Consider the following 14,143-nt stretch of genomic DNA (forward strand, 5'->3'; position numbering starts at 1 on the left):
GACGGGGGCAGAACATGACTTCCACCAGGCAGGACGGCGACACCTGGGACCTGGCGTCCAGCGTCGGCACCACGGCCACCGCCGCCGCGGCGGCCCGGGCGATCGCGACCCGTGAGGACAGTGGGCTCTTCGCCGACCCGTTCGCCGAACCACTAGTCCGGGCGGTCGGCGTCGACCTCCTCACCCGGCTGGCGTCCGGTGAGCTGCCGCCGGGCGACCTGGTCGAGCAGGTGGCGATCGACGTGGCCAAGGTCCGCGGCAAGTTCTACGACGACTTCTTCCTCGACGCGGCGAACGCGGGCATCACGCAGGCCGTGATCCTGGCCTCGGGGCTGGATTCCCGCGCGTACCGGCTGCCCTGGCCGGCCGGGACCGTGGTGTACGAGCTCGATCAGCCGCAGGTCGTCGAGTTCAAGACCCGCGCACTGGCCGAGCTGGGCGCAGAGCCCACCGCCGACCGGCGAGTGGCCGCGGCCGACCTACGCGACGACTGGCCGGCCGCCCTGCGTGAAGCCGGTTTCGACCCGGCGCGGCCGACCGCGTGGAGCGCCGAAGGCCTGCTGGGCTACCTGCCACCGGAGGCCCAGGACAGCCTGCTGGACACGATCACCGAACTCAGCGCGCCGGGCAGCCGCGTGGCCACCGAAAGCCGCCCCAACCCGAAGCCGGGCGAGGAGGACCGGACGAAGGAAAGCCTGGACCGCGTCTCCGAGCGCTGGCGCGAGAGCGGTTTCGACCCGGGAATGGCCAAGCTGCGCTACTTCGGAGAACGCAACGAGGCGGCGCCCTACCTGGCGGGCCTGGGTTGGGCCCTGTCCGGAAGCACGGTCGGGGACCTGCTGGCCGCCGTCAACCTCCCACCCCTGAAGGCCGACGGCCTGCGGCTGGGGAACGTGCGCTACATCAGCGGCACCCTCAACGAGCCGCCGAACTAGCACCCACGGCCTTGCCGAGGGGTCGTGAGTGCTCAGCCGGGCTGGAGCGAACCTGCTTCTGATGACCCACCGGTCCGCTGCAGTGGTTGCCGAGGCTGGTGCGGTCGGCGGGTCTGCTGCGGCTTGTCGTCAGTGTTCAGCCGGGATCGTGTGGCTGGCGTTCGACAGGCGGCTGTTCCGCACCGTCGCGATAGTCGGCTTCCAGCGGACCAAGGTTCGGCCACCTACCGGAACTCTACTGGTCCGCATCACGCAGGTCCGGCACCCAGCCATCGCAGGCCAACCCCACCGCACCAGAAGTCACACGCCCCACACCGGTACCGGTCTTGAGTGTTTAGGAGGGTTAGAACCCTCCTAAACACTCACGACAAGCCGCGGCAGGACCCGACTAGCGCGCGGGCGCGGTGGGGTGAGTCAGATCGCGCGGCCGTCAGACCCGGTCAGCGCGCGGGGGATGGGACAGATCGCGGCCTCCGTCATCGAGCGGCGCGCGTTGGCCGTCGCTCCGTCCGGCGGCGTGTGCGGGCCCTGGGGAGGGGGGTCCTAGTTTTGAGCGCCTCTTTGCGCCCCTCCAAGCCTCAAGGCTTCTCCAGGCTCATCTGAGTTTGGATATGTAACCTTATCCGAACTCAAGCATGCCGTTAGTTAGCTTTTGATTTTGAACAGCTGTTGCTAATTCTAATCAGAAGGTTTGATAGAGTCTTGACCATGACGGAAGATGCTGGTCAGGCTCGGGTTTGCGAGTACCGACGGTGTGGGGCGGCTCTGCCGCCCGCCGTGGGCCGGGGGAGCCGGGCGCGGTTCTGCCAGGACGGGAAGACCTGGGGGCGGCGGAACCTCACCTGCCGTGACGCCGAAGCCGTCTTGGCCGACGCCGAGTCCCTGCGTGAGAGCGACACCGCACTTGACGACACGGCCGTCACGGCGTTGTCCGGGCAGGTCGACCGGGTGCTCGAACCGGCCCGCGGGCTCGTCGAGACGCTGACGACGCTGCGCCACCAGCTCGAAGCGACCACCACCACCGCCCTCGCCGAGCGGGACGCCGCCCTGGCCGAGGCCGACGAACACCGGCTCCAGCGCGGCCGGGCCGACGCCGAAGCTGCCCAGGCTCGCGACGTCGCCGAAGAAGCCGTGCGGCAGGCGGCCCTCGCCGAGAAGGAGAAGACGGCCGCCGGGCGGGAGCGGGATCAGGAGCGCGCCGTCCGGAAGGCCGCCGTGCAGGAGCAGCAACGCGCCGAGGGGCAGCTGGCCGCCGTGCGGGATGAGCTCGCCCGCGTCGCCGAGCGGGCCGAGGCCGCCGCGACCCTCGCCGGGGAGCGGGCCACGACCATCGCCACCGTCACCGCCGAACTCGCCGCCACCCGGACCGCGCTCGACGACGAACGCGGCCGTGGTCAGGACGCCAACGTGCGAGCGGAAGCCGCGACGGCTCGGGCGGACGCCGCCGAAATCCGAGCAGAAGCGGTCTCACAGAAGCTCGACGCCGCGCGCGAGGAGCACGCGAAAGCCCGCCAGGAAGCTGCTGACCGCGCCCAAGCCGACGCGGACCGGACCCGAGCCGACGTCGAACGGCTCCGCGCCGGCTTCGACCAGCGGCTCGCCGAGGTGCAGGCGTCCCACGAGCAGACCGTCCGGTCCATGCACGAGACCACCACGAACCTGGGCGCCGAGCTGCGCGCCAGTACCGCCCGGGCCGACGCCGCCGACCACCGGCTGAGCCAGGTCCGCGCAGCCCTGAAGGCCGAAGAAGTCTCAGCAACACTTAAGCAGTTACTTGACCAATGAGTCGAGCGAGCCTAACTTAAGTACATGCTTAACCATGACGAGTCGCTGGACCTGGTGTTCCGCGCTTTGGGGGACCGGACGCGGCGGGCTCTGGTGGAGCGGCTCGTGCGCGGTCCGGCGTCGGTCAGCGAGCTGGCCGCGCCGCTGCCGATGTCGCTCGCCGCCGTCGTGCAGCACCTGCAGGTGCTCGAAACGGCCGGGATCGTGCACTCGGAGAAGGTCGGCCGGGTGCGCACCTGCCGGATCGTGCCGGAGGTGCTGCGCGCCGGCGAGCACTGGCTCGGGCACCAGCGCACCGCGTGGGAGAGCAAGCTCGACCGGCTCGGGGACTTCCTCGAGCCGGGTGACTCGGAAGGAACGTCGTCATGACCGTCACGCACAGCACGTTCACCCTGGAACGCACCTACGCCGCGACACCCGCGCGCGTGTTCGACGCCTGGGCGGACCCCGCCGCGAAGGCCCGCTGGTTCGGCGGGGAAACCCACGCGCTGGACTTCCGCACCGGCGGCAGCGAGGTGACCACGGGCACCGCGCCGAACGGCACCAAGCTGGAAGCCGCCTCGACCTACCACGACATCGTCCCCGACGAGCGGATCGTCTACTCCACCACGCTGACCGGCGGCGACACCCTCGCCACCGTCTCGACGACGACGATCGAGCTGCTCCCCGACGCCGCCGGCACCCGCCTCGTCCTCACCGAGCAGGGCACCTTCCTCGACGGCGCGGAGGAACCCGCCTGGCGCGAGCAGGGCACCGGCGACTGGCTGGACAAGCTGGGCGAGGAGCTGAAGTGACCCCGACGGCGCTGATCGAGTCCCGCGTCGCGGCCGTAGCGGCGAAGGACCTCGACGCACTCCTGGCCTGCTACGCCGAGGACGTCACGTTGTTCGACGCGGTCGGTCCGTTGCGCGACACGGGCCGTGAAGCGGAACGGGCCCGGCTGCGGGAGTGGTTCGGCGCCTACCGATCCCCGATCGAGCTGGACATTCGCGACCTGGACGTCGTCGCCGACGGCGATGTCGCCTTCGCGTCCTACCTGTTCCGCGTGCGCGGCACCATGCTCGACGGAACCGCCGTGGCGATGTGGGTGCGCTCGACTGCCGGGCTCCGCCGCGACGATGACGGCTGGAAGATCGTCCACGAGCACAGCTCGGTCCCGTTCGACGGCGCCACCGGCGAAGCGCTCACCCGGCTGCGGCCCGGGTCCGGTACTGCTGCGGGCTGACGCCGAACTCGCGCTTGAAGGCCGTGCTGAGGGCGAACGCGCTGCCGTAGCCGACCTGGTGGGCGACCGCGCCGATCGTCGCTTCCCGTTGCTGGCGCAGGAAATCCGCGGCCAGCGCGAGCCGCCAGCCGGTCAGGTAGGCCATCGGGGTCTCGCCGACGGTCGTGGCGAACCGGCGGGCCAGCGCGGCCCGGGAGACGCCGGTGTCGGCGGCGAGTTTCGCGACCGTCCACGGCTCGGCCGGCTGGTGCTGCAGCAGCCGCAGCGCCTGGCCGACGATCGGGTCGTCGTGCGCGCGGTACCAGGCGGGCGCGCTGGTGTCGGGCCGGTCGAACCACGCTCGCAGCGCCGCGATGAGCAGCAGGTCCAGCAGCCGGTCGAGGACGGCTTCCTGGCCCGGGACGTCCCGGCCGATCTCCCCGGCGAGCAGCCCGACCAGCGGCGTCGGCCAGTCGGTGGCACGCAGGACGATCAGCACTGGCAGCGCCGCGAGGAGCCGTTTGCTGAGCTCGCCCTCCATGCCGTAGGTGCCGGTCAGCAGCACGACCGGGCCGTCGGAGCCGTGGCCCCAGGTCCGGACGCCGAGGTCGGCGTAGTCGGTGAGGTGCCCGCCGTCGGGCGTGCGGCATTCCTGCCCCGGCAGGATGATCGCCTGCGGCGGTGTCCTGGGGTGGTCGGCGACGACGTACGGGTCCGGGCCGCGCGCGATCGCGACGTCACCTTCGCGCAGCTGGACGGCTTCGCCGCCGTCGGGCACGATCCACGCCTCGCCGCGCACCACCGACACGACGGTCAGCGGCGCCCGGTCTTCGATGCGCAGTGACCACGGTGGGGTCAGCACCGAACGCAGCAGGAACGCGCCGTGCGCGCGGGGGCCGTCGAGCAGCGCGGCGAGCGGATCCATGCGTCCGAGTGTAGACGTTGGAACATGCCATCGAGGCTGTGAACTATGGAGAGTCTCACCGTGGCCCGGTTGACTCACGGCCATGACAACGAACTTCCTTGTGGTGGGCGGCACGGGCAAGACCGGCCGCCGGGTGGCGGACCGGCTGCGGGAGCGGGATCTGCCGGTGCGGATCGCGTCCCGGCGGGGCGCGCCGCCGTTCGACTGGGCCGACCGCGCCACCTGGGCGCCGGTGCTCGAGGGCATCGACGCCGTCTACCTGACCTACTACCCCGACCTGGTCGTGCCCGGCGCGGCCGACGACATCCGCGCGTTCACCGAGCTGGCCATCGCCGAGGGCGTCCGGCACCTGGTGCTGCTCTCGGGCCGCGGTGAGGAGGAGGCCGAGGCGTGCGAGCGGATCGTCGCCGCGGCGGACATCGGCTGGACCATCCTGCGCTGCAGCTGGTTCGCGCAGAACTTCAGCGAGCACTTCCTGCTCGACGCCGTCCGCGGCGGCGAGATCGCGTTGCCCGCGGGGATGGTGGTCGAGCCGTTCCTCGACGTCCGCGACATCGCCGACGTGGCGGTGAAGGCGCTGACCGAACCCGGCCACACGAGCCGGCTCTACGAGCTGACCGGGCCGCGGCTGCTGACCTTCGCCGACGCCGCCGCGGACATTGCGGCCGCGTCGGGGCGGGATGTCCGCTATGTTCCGGTTTCCGCCGAGGACTACGCCGCCGCGGCCGTCGGCTACGGCGTGCCGGCGGCGGAAGCCGAGGCGCTGACGGAGCTGTTCGCCCGGGTGCTCGACGGGCGCAACGAGTCGGTGACGCACGACGTCGACCGGGTGCTGGGCCGCCCGGCGACGGACTTCGCCGACTTCGCTCGGGACGCGGCGGCGACCGGGGTCTGGGCCCGGTGAAGGGGAAGGTGACACCGATGTCGACGGTGGTGCTGGTGGCCGCGGTGATCGCGGCCGGGTTGCTCGCGGGGCTGTTCTACGCCTACTCGTGCTCGGTGCTGCCGGGCCTGGCGCGGGGTGACGACAAGACGTTCGTGGAGGCGATGCGCGGGATCAACGTGGCGATCGTCAACCCGGTCTTCATGCTGACGTTCCTGGGCGCGCCGCTGCTGGCGGGGGTGGCGATCTTCCTCAACCCCGGGCCGCGGCCGTGGGTGATCGCGGGATTCGTGTTCCTGGTGGCGACGCTGGTGATCACCGCGACGCTGAACATCCCGCTCAACAACGCGCTGGAGAACGGCGGCGACGACTACGCGACCCTGCGGGCGCAGTTCGAGACGTCGTGGGTGCGCTGGAACGTACTGCGCACCCTGGCGAGCACGGCGGGTTTCGGCTGCCTGGTCGCCGCGCTCCTCACCCGCCGTGGCTGACCGGTCGTGAGTGGTAATGAGGGTTCTAACCCTCATTACCACTCACGAGGCACGTCAGTCGGCGAGACGGAAGAGCAGGTCGGTGACCCACTGCGCAGGGTCGGGTACCTCCAGCGGGTTGGTGCGCAGCACTTCCAGGCGGCAGCCCCATTCCTCGCCGTCGGGTCCCTCGGTGCGGTCCCACGTGACGCCCTGCTCCGCGCCCCACGCGAGCACCGACGCGGTGGCGGCGGCCAGGCCGTCGGGCGCGCCGACGTAGGTGTCGAGGACGTACTTGCCGGCCGGCAGCTCGTCGGCGAACGCCGGTTCCGCCGGGGCGAAGTCGCCTGCGATCGGGACGCCGGCCTCGACGGTGAACCGCGTCCCGGGGTGGATGACGCGGTAGCGGAAGAACGGCGCGCCGGCCAGGGCGATCCCCTGACCGGCCAGCGTGCCGATCAACGGCGGCAGCCGGTCGGCGATCCGCGGGAACTCGGCGATGCCGAGCGTGGCGCGCTCGGCGACGTAGCGCTGGGCGGGCAGGTCCACGACGGACGGCATCAGGCGAACTCCTCGGCCGGGCGGATCGGGCGGACCTCGATACTGCCGTAGGTCGCCGCCGGGTGCTCGGCCGCGATCTCCAGGGCTTCGTCGAGGTTGTCGCAGTCGAGGACGACGTACCCGCCGACCTGCTCCTTGGCCTCGGTGAACGGGCCGTCGGTGAGCAGGACCTCGCCGTCGCGGACGCGGATGGTGGTGGCTTCCGACGGCGGGCGCAGGCCGCCGCCGCCGCGGATCTTGCCGCGGCGGTCCAGGTCTTCACCCCAGCCGTCGCACCCGTCGTACTGGTGTCCTTCGGCGGTTTCGTCGCCGCAGATCATGAGCAGGTACTGCATTCAACGTCCTTCCAGGACTTCACGCAGGCGCACAGCGAAGGCGGCGGGCTCGGCGAGGAACCCGCCGTGGTCGCCGGGGAACGGCTCGGCGGTCAGGCCGAGGTCGGCGGCGAGGCCCAGGCCGGCTTCGTGGGCGGGCAGCCCGACGGCCTTCTCGCCGACGCCGACGACCAGCCGGGTGGTTACCGCGCGCAGGGCGTCGAGGTCCGGGTCGTAGGCGCCGATGGCCGCCATGAGGTGGCCGAAGAAGTAGGCGAAGTTGCCTTCCATCACCTTCATCCGGGCGAGCTCTTCGGGCGACGGGTCGGTGGGCGGGGTGATGTCGAAGCCGCTCATCTTCGCGAACGCGCCGATGGCGGCGCCGATGCCGTGCTCGCGGTAGATCGCCGGGATGTCGGGGCCGTCGAGCACGCCCGGGCCGAGGTACCGCGTGACCGGCGGCTCGTGCAGGACGACGGTGCGGACCTGGCCGGGGTGGCGCACGACGTGGTTGAGCATGGTGATGGCGCCGCCGCTGTTGGCAAACACTTCAGCCGGCCCGTCGCCGATCTCGGCGAGCAGGCGGTGGACGTCGTCGGCGTGCTCGCGCAGGGTGTGGTCGCCGGGTTCGCCGTCGAGGGGGCTGCGGGAGATGCCGCGGGGGTCGAACGTGACGACGGTGTGGTCCTCGGCCAGCAGCGGCCGGATCGGGGCGAAGCCGGTGGCGTCGGCGGGGCCGCCGGGGATCAGCAGCAGGACGGGGCCGCTGCCGGTGACGTCGTAGGTGATGCGGGCGCCGGGTACGGCGAGGGTGCGGGTGGTCATGGCGTCTCCTCGGATCGGGGTTCGCCTACCCGACGGATGGGATCGGCCGGAACAGACACCGTTTCGGAAATTCTTCGGGTGAGGTAGCTGCGCTCGGCAGCGGTCGTGGCCAAGTCCCGGGCCGTGGCGTACCAGTGTGCGGCCTCGTCGTGGCGGCCCAGCCTGCGGAGGAAGTCGGCGCGGGTGGCCGGCAGCAGGTGGTAGCCCTCGAGCGCCTCGGTCAGTTCGTCGAGGAGGGCGAGCCCGGCGAGGGGGCCGTCGGCCATGCCGACGGCGACGGCCCGGTTGAGTGCGACGATCGCGCTGGGGACGAACTTGCGCAGCTCCCGGTAGAGGCCGGCGATCTGCGCCCAGTCGGTGTCGGCGGGTGTGGCGGCGGTGGCGTGACAGGCCGCGATGGCGGCCTGGATCTGGTACGGCCCGGGCTGCCGGCGGCGCAACGCCGTCTCCAGCAGCTGCGTGCCTTCGGTGATCAGCGCGGTGTCCCAGCGCGTGCGGTCCTGCTCTTCGAGCGGGACGAGTTCGCCGTCGGGGCCGACGCGGGTGGTGCGGCGGGCGTGCTGCAGCAGCATCAGCGCGAGCAGGCCCAGGACTTCGGGTTCGTCGGGCATCAGCCGGGCCAGCACGCGGCCGAGGCGGACGGCTTCGGCGGCGAGGTCGGGGCGGAGCAGGTCGGGCCCGGCGGTGGCGGAGTAGCCCTCGTTGAACGTCAGGTAGAGCACGCCGAGCACGGCGGCGGTGCGTTCGGGCAGCAGATGTGCGGGCGGGACGCGGTAGGGGATCCGGGCGTGGCGGATCTTGCGCTTCACCCGCACGAGCCGCTGCGACATCGTCGCTTCCGGGACGAGGAAGGCGCGGGCGATCTCGGCGGTGCTGAGCCCGGCGAGCGTGCGCAGCGCGAGCGCGACCTGGGCTTCGGTGGCCAGCGCCGGGTGGCAGCAGGTGAAGATCAGCCGCAGCCGGTCGTCGGGCACGTCGCTGTCGCCGGTGTCGGGGTCTTCGGGGATGTGCATGCGGCCGGCCTCCCGGAGCTTGGCGGCGCCGAGGGTCTCGCGCCGGAGCCGGTCGGTGGCGCGGTTGCGCGCGGCGGTGGTGAGCCAGGCGCCGGGCCGCTTCGGGACGCCGTCGCGGGGCCAGGTGCGCAGGGCGAGCGCGAAGGCCTCCTGCGCGCACTCTTCGGCGAGGTCCCAGTCGCCGGTGATCCGGATGAGCGTGGCCACGACCTGGCCCCACTCCTCGCGGAACGCCTCGGCGACGGCCGTCTCGACGTCCACCACCACACTCCTCCCGGTTGCTGTCACTCCTCCCGACGAACGGCCCGGCCCGGTTTCGACACCTATCCGGTCGCGGCGGCGTGGCAGGCGCCGAACCCTTCGGCGCGCACGACGATCCGGCCGCCTTCGACGCGGACGGCGGTTTCGGTGGCGTCGCTGACCGCGGTGACACCGGCGGCCGCGGCGAGCGTGCCCGAGGCGTCGCAGACGATCCGCAGCCGCGGCTCCCGGGGCGGCGCCACAGCCTGGTCGAGGCAGCCGCGCAGGTCGGCGACGGCGAGGCGGGTCAGCGGGGCGAGTTCGCCGCGGTCGCTGGTGACGAGCGCGACGGTGACGTCGGCGCCGGTGCGGACGGCTTCCTCGAAGGCGGCGGCGCGGTGCAGGCCGAGGACGGTGACGACGCCGTCGCCGGGCCGGACGGTCTCGCCGGTGAGCAGGTCGGTCCCGGCGGGCGGGTGCCACGGCTCGTCGACGCGCCGGGGCCGGGAGGTGATCGGCGGTTCGGCCGGCCAGTCGTCGTCGAGCCCCAGCTCCAGGAGCCGCTCGCAGACGGTGACGATGTGGAACGGCTCGCCGAAGCCCGGTGCGGCGGCCGCGAGCTGGCTCGCGCCGTGCAGCGTGGTCAACGCGGCTTCGGCGACGCGCACCAGGCGTCCGCCCGGGCGGAGGCGTTCGAGGGCGAGGCCGAGCAGGATCGCGTCGACCCGCATGAGCTGCGCGAACGGCCGGCGGGTGTGCTCGTCGGTGAGGATCTCCGGCAGCAGGTCGCGGGTGAGCCGGGCGTCCTCGCTGTCGCTGTCGGTGGCCAGGGGGAGCCGAGCCACCCAGGCGCGGGCGAACGCGGCCAGGGCGTCCGACGCGCTGGGGTGCGACAGCGGAGTGGCGAGCCGGGGTGCGTGTTCGGCGAGGTCGGCCAGTACCGCGAAGTACAGAGCGCGTTTGCCGGGGAAGTTGGAGTAGACGGCGCCGCGGGTGAGCTCGGCGCGCTCGGCGATGACGTCGATCTTGGCGTCGCGGAAGCCGCGCCGGGCGAACTCGTCCCGGGCGGCGGAAAGCACCTTCGCGCGGTTGCGCACCTGCGTTTCCGCTCTGCTGAGTCCGGCCATCGTCCTCCTTGCCCCGGTGTTGCCGGTCAAGATACCGTGACCATCCAGATGACAAGACCATCTGATCTTACCATTTGGAGTCCCCGATGATCCCCGAGATCGACCTGACCGACCTCAAGGTGCTCACCGACCCGTTCACCGCCTACGACCAGGCGCGGGAGGCGAGTGCGGTGGCGCGGCTGGTGATCCCCGGCTTCGGCCCGTTCTGGGCGCTGACCCGCTACGCCGAGGCCCGCGCGATGCTGAGCGACCCGCGGTTCGAGGTGAAGCCGGAGAGCTTCATGCGCCCGCCGGGCATCCCCGAGCACTGCCTTGAGTACATGCGGACCATGGCCGAGCAGGACGGCGTCGAACACCTGCGGCTGCGACGGCTGGTGGCGCCCGCCTTCACCCCGAAGCGGGCCGCGCAGTTCCGCCCGCGGCTGGCGGCCATCACCGGACACCTGCTCGACGAGCTGCCGTCCCATGCCGAGGACGGCGTCGTCGACCTGGTCCCGCACTTCGCCCGGCCGCTGCCGATGGACGTCATCTGCGAGCTGGTCGGCATCCCCGCGGCGGACCGGCCGCGCTGGCGCGAGTACGGCGCCGCGGTCGCCGGCGGGGTGGGCCAGGACTTCCTCGCGGCCATCCCGGTGATCATCGAGGGCGCGAAGGACGTCGTCGCGCGCAGCCGCGCCGAGCCGGGTGACGACCTCATCGGCGACCTCGTCCGCGCCCAGGACGGTGACCGGCTCACCGACACCGAGCTGGTCACCCTGGTCTGGCACCTCATGCTGGCCGGGCAGACGCCGGTCAACCTCATCGCCAACGCCGTCGAAGCCCTGCTCACGCACCCGGACCAGCTCGCGCTGCTGCGCGCGGATCCGGCGTTGTGGCCGGGTGCGGTCGAGGAGCTGATGCGCTGGTGCAGCCCGCAGCTGCTGACCACGCCGAGGTTCGCGCGCGAGGACGTCGAGATCGACGGCACCCTGATTCGGGAGGGTGAGCGGGTGACCGCGGCGATGGTGGCCGCCGACCGTGACCCGCGGGTGTTCGACGGCGCCGACCGGCTCGACGTCACCCGGTCCGGGCCGGCGCAGCTGGGGTTCTCGCACGGCCCGCACTTCTGCCTGGGCGCGTCGATCGCGCGGGTGCAGGCGGAGGTGGCGTTGTCGGGACTGTTCACGCGGTTCCCGGACCTCGCGCTGGCGGTCGACGACGTGCCGCGCGCGCCCGACGGCGGGACCTGGCGGCCGTCGGCGCTACCGCTGACCCTCTGAGCGGGCGTTGATCAGCGTCTCGATGCCGTCGAGGACGCGGGCGAGGCCGAAGTGGAAGCTGTGGGCGGCGTCGGACGCGGCGTTGTGCGTCTCGCCGGCGGCCTGGCCGACGCGGGAGGCAAGGGGGTAGTTCGCCGCGTCGGCGGCCGGGATGCCGGCCAGCACCGGCGCGGCGCGCGCCCACCACTGCGCGTCGGTCAGGCCACTGGCGCGGACCAGGCGGGCGGCGTCGACCGAGGTGCGCGCGGTGGCGCGGACGAGGCCGTTGACGATGGTGATCACGGAGTCCATCTCGACGTCGTCCAGGCCGATGCCGTCGATCGCGCGCAGCTCGTGCTCGTACCTGGCGAAGGTGTGCGGGCCCAGGACCGAGCGGGTCGTGGCGGCTTCCAGCAGCCAGGGGTGGCGGTGGAAGTGGGCCCAGGCCGCTTCGGCGATGGCGGTCAGCGCCGCGCGCCAGCCGAGGCCGGGTTCGGGGGCCGGCAGCTCGCCACGGGCGTGGTCGATCATCAGCTCGACGAGCTCGTCCCGGCCGGGGACGTAGGTGTAGAGCGACATGGGGGAGACGCCGAGGTGGTCGGCGACGCGGCGGATCGTGACGGCGTCGAGGCTGTCGGCGTCGGCGATCGTGATGCCGGCCTTGACGACGTCGGCCGTGGTCAGCTTGGGTTTCGGGCCGCGTCGCGGGGGCGCGGAGACGCCCCAGAGCAGCTCGATCCCCCGTCGCGGGTCACTGCCGCCGTCGTCCTCGGTGCTCACGCCGCTCATTCTGCCCACTCGATCCCCGTACGACGTACAGAGTTGTGCTAACCTCTTCTTCGTACACAGTACAGAATTAAGGGGGAAGATGACTCCGCAGATCCAGGCCGAGGGACTCCGCAAGCGCTACGGCGCCGCGTACGCCCTCGACGGGTTCGATCTGTCGGTCCCGGCCGGCACGCTGCACGGCCTGCTGGGACCCAACGGCGCGGGCAAGACCACCGCCGTCCGCGTCTTGAGCACACTCCTGCGGCACGACGACGGCGTCGCGCGCGTGGCCGGCTTCGACGTCGCCACCGAACCGGCGAAGGTCCGGGCGGCGATCGGCGTCGTCGGCCAGCAGACCGCCGTCGACGAACTGCTCTCCGGCCGGCAGAACCTCGTGTTGTTCGGCCGGCTGCACCACCTCGGCCGCCGCGAGGCCACCCGCCGCGCCGACGACCTCCTGGCGCGGTTCGACCTCGCGGACACCGGGTCGAAGCCGGTGTCCGCGTACTCCGGGGGCATGCGGCGACGCCTCGACCTGGCCGCGTCCCTGCTCGCGGCCCCGCGGGTGCTGTTCCTCGACGAGCCGACGACCGGGCTGGACCCGCGCAGCCGCATCGAGGTCTGGCGCGCGGTGCGGTCCCTGGTGGCCGACGGCACGACCGTCCTGCTCACCACCCAGTACCTCGAAGAAGCCGATCGGCTGGCCGACCGGATCTCGCTCGTCGAGCACGGCCGCGTCATCGCGGAAGGCAGCCCGGCCGAGCTGAAGGGGTCCCTCGGTGCGACCCGGATCGAGCTGGTGCTGACCGATCCGGACGTCGTGGGCGCGGCGACGGCGTTGCTCGCCCGGGTCACCGGGGCCGAGCCGGTCACCGAGGAGCTGCGGGTGAGCGCGCCGGCGGCGCCGTCGATGCTGACCGACGTCGTGCGCGAGCTGGCGGTGACCGAGCTGGCGTTCGCCGACGTGGCCCTCCGGCACCCGACGCTCGACGAGGTGTTCCTGGAGCTGACGGGGGTGACGCGATGACCTGGGCGATCACCGACGGCTGGACGCTGACCCAGCGCTACCTCGCGCACCTGGCCCGGCGTCCGGCCCGGCTCGTCACCGTGGTGGCGTTCCCGATCCTGATGGTGCTGATCTTCGCCTACCTGCTCGGTGGCGGGATGACCGTGCCGGGCGGCGGCTCCTACCGCGAGTTCCTGATGCCGGGGATGTTCGGCATGACCATGGCGTTCGGCCTGTCGGGCACGATGATCGCGGTGCTCGACGACGCCACCAAGGGCGTCACCGACCGCTTCCGGTCGCTGCCGATGGCGCCGTCGGCGGTGCTCACCGGCCGGGTCGCCGCGGACCTCGTCAACGCCGTCCTCGCGCTGGCCGTGCTGGTGGGCTGCGGGTTCGCGGTCGGCTGGCGCCCGCACGGCAGCCTCGGCGAGACGCTGTCCGCGCTCGCGCTGCTGCTCCTGCTGCGGGCCGCGCTGGTGTGGGCCGGGATCTACCTGGGCCTGCTGACCACGGACCCGTCGATGGTGACGCTCGCCCAAACGCTGGAGTTCCCGTTCGGGTTCCTCTCCAGCGCGTTCGTCGCGACCGCGACGATGCCGGCGTGGCTGGGAACCGTGGCCGAGTGGAACCCGTTGTCCTCCACGGTGACAGCGGCGCGGGTCCTGTTCGACAACCCGGGGGTGGTGGGGACGTCCTGGGTGAGCACGCACCCGGTGGTGATGGCGGTGGTCTGGCCGCTGGTCCTGCTCGCGGTGTTCGTGCCGCTGTCCGTGCGCCGATTCGGGAGGCTGGGGAACTGAACGCCGATTTCCTGCCGGGGGAACCGCCACGAGCGGGCCACCTGGTGCT

Annotated in this window: 17 protein-coding genes; 10 read left to right on the forward strand and 7 right to left on the reverse strand. The window is 72.3% G+C overall.

The genetic code is table 11. The annotated features are described in order from the left end of the window. The first annotated feature begins 14 nt into the window (after positions 1-14). The 5 genes from OG439_RS12875 to OG439_RS12895 all read left to right on the forward strand — a co-directional run bounded on the left by OG439_RS12875 (position 15) and on the right by OG439_RS12895 (position 3,945). Positions 15-935 carry a class I SAM-dependent methyltransferase gene (locus OG439_RS12875; protein WP_326949614.1) on the forward strand — a complete coding sequence of 307 codons (921 nt, stop codon included), beginning with the start codon at positions 15-17 and terminating at the stop codon, positions 933-935. Positions 936-1,799: 864 nt separating this feature from the next. After that, the gene (locus OG439_RS12880; protein ID WP_326949615.1) at positions 1,800-2,720 is read left to right on the forward strand and encodes a hypothetical protein; all 921 of its coding nucleotides are present in this window, start codon (positions 1,800-1,802) and stop codon (positions 2,718-2,720) included. A gap of 24 nt (positions 2,721-2,744) precedes the next feature. Next, positions 2,745-3,089 (forward strand): ArsR/SmtB family transcription factor, encoded by a 345-nt coding sequence (locus OG439_RS12885; RefSeq protein ID WP_326949616.1) that lies wholly within the window; start codon positions 2,745-2,747, stop codon positions 3,087-3,089. Then, positions 3,086-3,514: an SRPBCC family protein gene (locus OG439_RS12890; protein ID WP_247051788.1), complete on the forward strand. Its 429-nt coding sequence runs from the start codon at positions 3,086-3,088 to the stop codon at positions 3,512-3,514. The genes OG439_RS12885 and OG439_RS12890 overlap by 4 nt, the downstream gene beginning before the upstream one ends. After that, positions 3,511-3,945, forward strand: a complete 435-nt coding sequence (locus tag OG439_RS12895) for a YybH family protein (RefSeq protein ID WP_326949617.1) — start codon at positions 3,511-3,513, stop codon at positions 3,943-3,945. Before OG439_RS12890 ends, OG439_RS12895 begins: the two co-directional genes overlap by 4 nt. Here OG439_RS12895 and OG439_RS12900 read toward each other — a convergent pair. Next, positions 3,905-4,849 (reverse strand): AraC family transcriptional regulator, encoded by a 945-nt coding sequence (locus OG439_RS12900; protein WP_326949618.1) that lies wholly within the window; start codon positions 4,847-4,849, stop codon positions 3,905-3,907. The two genes, OG439_RS12895 and OG439_RS12900, sit on opposite strands and share 41 nt — an antisense overlap. An 82-nt stretch (positions 4,850-4,931) precedes the next feature. Between OG439_RS12900 and OG439_RS12905 the strand changes: the two genes are divergently transcribed. Then, the gene (locus tag OG439_RS12905; RefSeq protein ID WP_326949619.1) at positions 4,932-5,753 is read left to right on the forward strand and encodes an NAD(P)H-binding protein; all 822 of its coding nucleotides are present in this window, start codon (positions 4,932-4,934) and stop codon (positions 5,751-5,753) included. A 17-nt stretch (positions 5,754-5,770) separates the two neighbouring features. Then, complete coding sequence (locus tag OG439_RS12910) at positions 5,771-6,223, forward strand: anthrone oxygenase family protein (protein WP_326949620.1); 453 nt, start codon at positions 5,771-5,773, stop codon at positions 6,221-6,223. 54 nt (positions 6,224-6,277) lie between these two features. Here the strand turns inward: OG439_RS12910 and OG439_RS12915 are convergent, their stop codons facing one another. The 5 genes from OG439_RS12915 to OG439_RS12935 form a co-directional block, all read right to left on the reverse strand. Further along, entirely contained in the window at positions 6,278-6,763 is a 486-nt protein-coding gene (locus OG439_RS12915; protein ID WP_326949621.1) for a GyrI-like domain-containing protein, read from the reverse strand. Further along, the gene (locus OG439_RS12920; protein WP_326949622.1) at positions 6,763-7,098 is read right to left on the reverse strand and encodes a YciI family protein; all 336 of its coding nucleotides are present in this window, start codon (positions 7,096-7,098) and stop codon (positions 6,763-6,765) included. Before OG439_RS12920 ends, OG439_RS12915 begins: the two co-directional genes overlap by 1 nt. After that, positions 7,099-7,902 (reverse strand): alpha/beta fold hydrolase, encoded by an 804-nt coding sequence (locus tag OG439_RS12925; RefSeq protein ID WP_326949623.1) that lies wholly within the window; start codon positions 7,900-7,902, stop codon positions 7,099-7,101. It lies immediately after the preceding gene. Further along, entirely contained in the window at positions 7,899-9,176 is a 1,278-nt protein-coding gene (locus OG439_RS12930; RefSeq protein ID WP_326949624.1) for an RNA polymerase sigma factor, read from the reverse strand. Before OG439_RS12930 ends, OG439_RS12925 begins: the two co-directional genes overlap by 4 nt. Before the next feature lie 62 nt (positions 9,177-9,238). After that, positions 9,239-10,282, reverse strand: a complete 1,044-nt coding sequence (locus tag OG439_RS12935) for a TetR/AcrR family transcriptional regulator (protein ID WP_326949625.1) — start codon at positions 10,280-10,282, stop codon at positions 9,239-9,241. Positions 10,283-10,368: 86 nt separating this feature from the next. Here OG439_RS12935 and OG439_RS12940 point away from each other — a divergent pair, with 86 nt between their 5' ends. Continuing rightward, entirely contained in the window at positions 10,369-11,541 is a 1,173-nt protein-coding gene (locus tag OG439_RS12940; RefSeq protein ID WP_326949626.1) for a cytochrome P450 family protein, read from the forward strand. On the opposite strand, the gene OG439_RS12945 is transcribed toward OG439_RS12940, so the two are convergent. After that, entirely contained in the window at positions 11,524-12,309 is a 786-nt protein-coding gene (locus OG439_RS12945) for a TetR/AcrR family transcriptional regulator (RefSeq protein WP_326949627.1), read from the reverse strand. The genes OG439_RS12940 and OG439_RS12945 overlap by 18 nt on opposite strands. A 79-nt stretch (positions 12,310-12,388) precedes the next feature. On the opposite strand from OG439_RS12945, the gene OG439_RS12950 reads away from it, so the two are divergent. Together OG439_RS12950 and OG439_RS12955 are read left to right on the forward strand one after the other, a co-directional pair. Continuing rightward, positions 12,389-13,315, forward strand: coding sequence for an ATP-binding cassette domain-containing protein (locus OG439_RS12950; protein ID WP_326949628.1), 927 nt, complete (start codon positions 12,389-12,391; stop codon positions 13,313-13,315). Then, a complete protein-coding gene (locus OG439_RS12955) occupies positions 13,312-14,094 on the forward strand; it encodes an ABC transporter permease (protein WP_326949629.1) in 783 nt (260 codons plus the stop codon). The genes OG439_RS12950 and OG439_RS12955 overlap by 4 nt, the downstream gene beginning before the upstream one ends. Positions 14,095-14,143 lie beyond the last annotated feature (49 nt).

Origin of the sequence: Amycolatopsis sp. NBC_01307 (assembly GCF_035975215.1) — a bacterium.
Classification (GTDB): Bacteria; Actinomycetota; Actinomycetes; order Mycobacteriales; family Pseudonocardiaceae; genus Amycolatopsis.